This is a genomic window from Marivita sp. (assembly GCF_051251565.1).
Taxonomy (GTDB): domain Bacteria; phylum Pseudomonadota; class Alphaproteobacteria; order Rhodobacterales; family Rhodobacteraceae; genus Marivita.
In genome coordinates this window covers 1-2,745 of record NZ_JBPOFB010000055.1, presented here as the reverse complement: position 1 = coordinate 2,745, position 2,745 = coordinate 1, and the positions used below count along the sequence as shown (strand labels likewise).

The 2,745-nt window shown below is 62.5% G+C and carries 4 protein-coding genes; 3 read left to right on the top strand and 1 reads right to left on the bottom strand.

What is annotated here, in order from left to right; translation table 11 throughout:
• Positions 1-565 (bottom strand): HAD family hydrolase (locus ACSHXH_RS19220; protein WP_435673412.1); only part of this gene is annotated, 565 nt, incomplete at its 3' end.
• 102 nt (positions 566-667) lie between these two features.
• Here ACSHXH_RS19220 and clpS point away from each other — a divergent pair.
• The 3 genes from clpS to ACSHXH_RS19205 all read left to right on the top strand — a co-directional run.
• Complete coding sequence (gene clpS, locus ACSHXH_RS19215; RefSeq protein WP_435673411.1) at positions 668-991, top strand: ATP-dependent Clp protease adapter ClpS; 324 nt, start codon at positions 668-670, stop codon at positions 989-991.
• Positions 992-1,010: 19 nt separating this feature from the next.
• Positions 1,011-2,003, top strand: a complete 993-nt coding sequence (locus tag ACSHXH_RS19210; RefSeq protein ID WP_435673410.1) for a class I SAM-dependent methyltransferase — start codon at positions 1,011-1,013, stop codon at positions 2,001-2,003.
• 42 nt (positions 2,004-2,045) lie between these two features.
• Positions 2,046-2,745, top strand: a 700-nt coding sequence (locus tag ACSHXH_RS19205) for an SDR family NAD(P)-dependent oxidoreductase (protein WP_435673409.1), incomplete at its 3' end; no start/stop codon positions are given.

The following is a 2,745-nucleotide window of genomic DNA, read 5'->3' as shown; positions in this document are numbered from 1 at the left end:
TATCGAGTACCGGAAGAACGTCGGATTTCATCGAGTTGCCACACATCAGGACCTGCCGGGGATCAAGTCCGTGACGCGCCAGCACAGCGCCATAGATCTCAGGTGTCTTGTCGCTCACGATCTCGACCCGAGAGAACGCCTCTCCCAGCCCCGATTGAGCCAGCTTCCGTTCCTGATCCAGCAGATCGCCCTTCGTCACCAGCATCAGCGGATGCGTGCGGCCAAGTTCCTCGACAACATCGGCGACACCGTCCAGAAGCTCGATCGGATGTTCGAGCATGTCGCGACCTGCGGCCAGCAATTCGGCGACCACCGCGCCGGGAACCTCGTTCTCAGTGACCTCGAGCGCGGTTTCGATCATCGACAGCACGAAGCCCTTTATCCCGAAACCGTAGTGGCCGAGATTTCGCCGCTCGGCCGCCTGAAGGGCGGCGTCGAGGGTCACCGGATCGCCGTGATCGGCCAGAAGTTCGACAAATCGTTCCTGCGTCAGGCGAAACGCCCGCTCATTGTGCCACAGCGTGTCGTCGGCATCGAAGGCGATGGTCTGTAACTTCTCCTTCACCTCGGCCCGCGCTCCCTCTTTTCACATCGCTATGGCGCACTATATAAGGACGCCTCAAGATGACTAGCCGGACAGGTTCGCATGGCGCAGCGTTTTTACAGTATGGCAGACGATCCCGGTAAGGATGACGATGGCGAAATCGGCATCGCGCTGGAAACTCGGCCAAAGACAAAACGCCCACCTCTTTACAAGGTGTTGATCCTGAACGACGATTACACGCCGATGGAATTCGTCGTCATGGTGCTTGAGCGATTCTTCGGAATGAGCCACGCCCAGAGCTTCGAATTGATGCTGACCGTCCACAAGAAGGGCATGGCCGTGGTCGGTGTGTTCTCCTTCGAGATCGCAGAGACGAAAGTGGCGCAGGTCATGGATTATGCGCAACGTCATCAGCACCCGCTGCAGTGCACCCTGGAAAAGGAATAGGCCCCGACGGGCTGACCCCATGTCCCGATCCCGCATCTCGGAAGCCGTCGCTACCGGCGCATTGACGCTGCCGGATGGTCCCGTTCTGGTCCTTCGACCGGGCGGCGACATCGATCTGTCGGCCCTGCCCAAGGACCGAACGCATATCTCCCAAAGCTTCTATCCCGACCATGCCGCCTGGGCCGCGCGCGACTACCGCATGGACCTGCCCGAGGCCCCGGTCGGTGCGGCAATCGTGTGTGTCCCACGCTCCAAGGCGCTGGCCCGCGCGCTGATCGCCGAGGCGGTGGCGCGGGCGGAACTGGTCGTAGTGGATGGCCAGAAAACAGACGGTATCGACAGTATCTTCAAGGCGATCAAACCGGCATTGGACGCCCCCGCGTCGCTAAGCATGTCGCACGGGCGGCTGTTCTGGTTTCCGGTGACCGACAGGGTGCGGGAACTGGTCGTCGATTGGACGGCGCCTGCGCCTGAACGTGCTGCGGACGGATTTCTGCGGCAGGTCGGCGTATTCTCGGAAGCCGGAGCGGACGAAGGTTCGCGGCTTTTGGCCGAGGCTCTGCCTGTGAAGCTGCCGGCCCATGTCGTCGACCTGGGTGCCGGTTGGGGATACCTATCGGTCGCCATATTGGCGCGGGAAGGGGTCAAGCATCTCGATCTGGTCGAGGCCGAAGCCCTGTCGCTGGAATGCGCCCGCCAGAACGTGAACGACCCGCGCGCCGTCTTTCATTGGGCCGATGCCACTGATTTCAAACCCCAGAGCGCGCCCGGCGGCGTGGTGATGAACCCGCCATTCCACGTTGGACGCAAAGGCGATCCGTCGGTGGGACAGGCCTTTATCGGGGCGGCTGCACGGATGCTGGCACCGGGCGGACATCTGTGGATGGTGGCGAACCGGCACCTTCCTTACGAGACCGCGCTGGGCGAACTGTTCCGCGATGTGCGCGAAATCGGCGGCACATCGGCCTTCAAGGTGATCCACGCGACAAAGCTCTCTCGCGGTCGCGGATAAGATCGCATAGCGTCCGGCAACCGCGCCAGCAGGAGACCTCGCATGTCATTCTCGATTTCAGGCAAGACCGCCATCGTCACAGGCGCCGCCAATGGCGTCGGTCTGTCCATCGCGCAGAAATTCATCGCCAAGGGCGCCAACGTGATGTTCGTCGACATCGATGAGGAACGGCTCGAGGCAGAGCTGGGCGCGGTCGAAGACGAGGGCCGCGCGCGCCGGTTTTCCGGTGACCTGCGCGAGAAGCTGACTGTGGCCAACCTGCTGTCGGCCACGATCGACGCCTTCGAGCGTGTCGATATCCTTGTGAATGCTTCGCGCCAGATGGCGCCTTCGGACCCGCTGGACCCCGATGCAGACGGCATGGAAGAGATGCTCGGACAGAACCTGATGACGGCGCTGCGGGTCAGCCAGCAGGTTGCGAAACGGATGATCAAGCAGTCGGAAGGCCAGACCGAGGGCGGCGCGGGCGCCATCGTCAACCTTTCGTCTATCGCCGCGCGGCGGACCCGTCCCGAATTGCTGGCCTACTCGGTCAGCTCGGCGGCGCTGGACCAGATGACCCGCAACCTCGCCGTGGCTCTTGCGCCGTCACGCATTAGGGTCAATGCGGTGGCTTTCGGATCGGTGATGTCGGCCAGCCTGCAAAGCAGTCTCAAGGATCACAGCGATCTGCGTGAGGATATCGTTGATCATACCCCGCTGCACCGTATCGCCGGTCCCGGCGCGGTGGCCAACGCGGTGC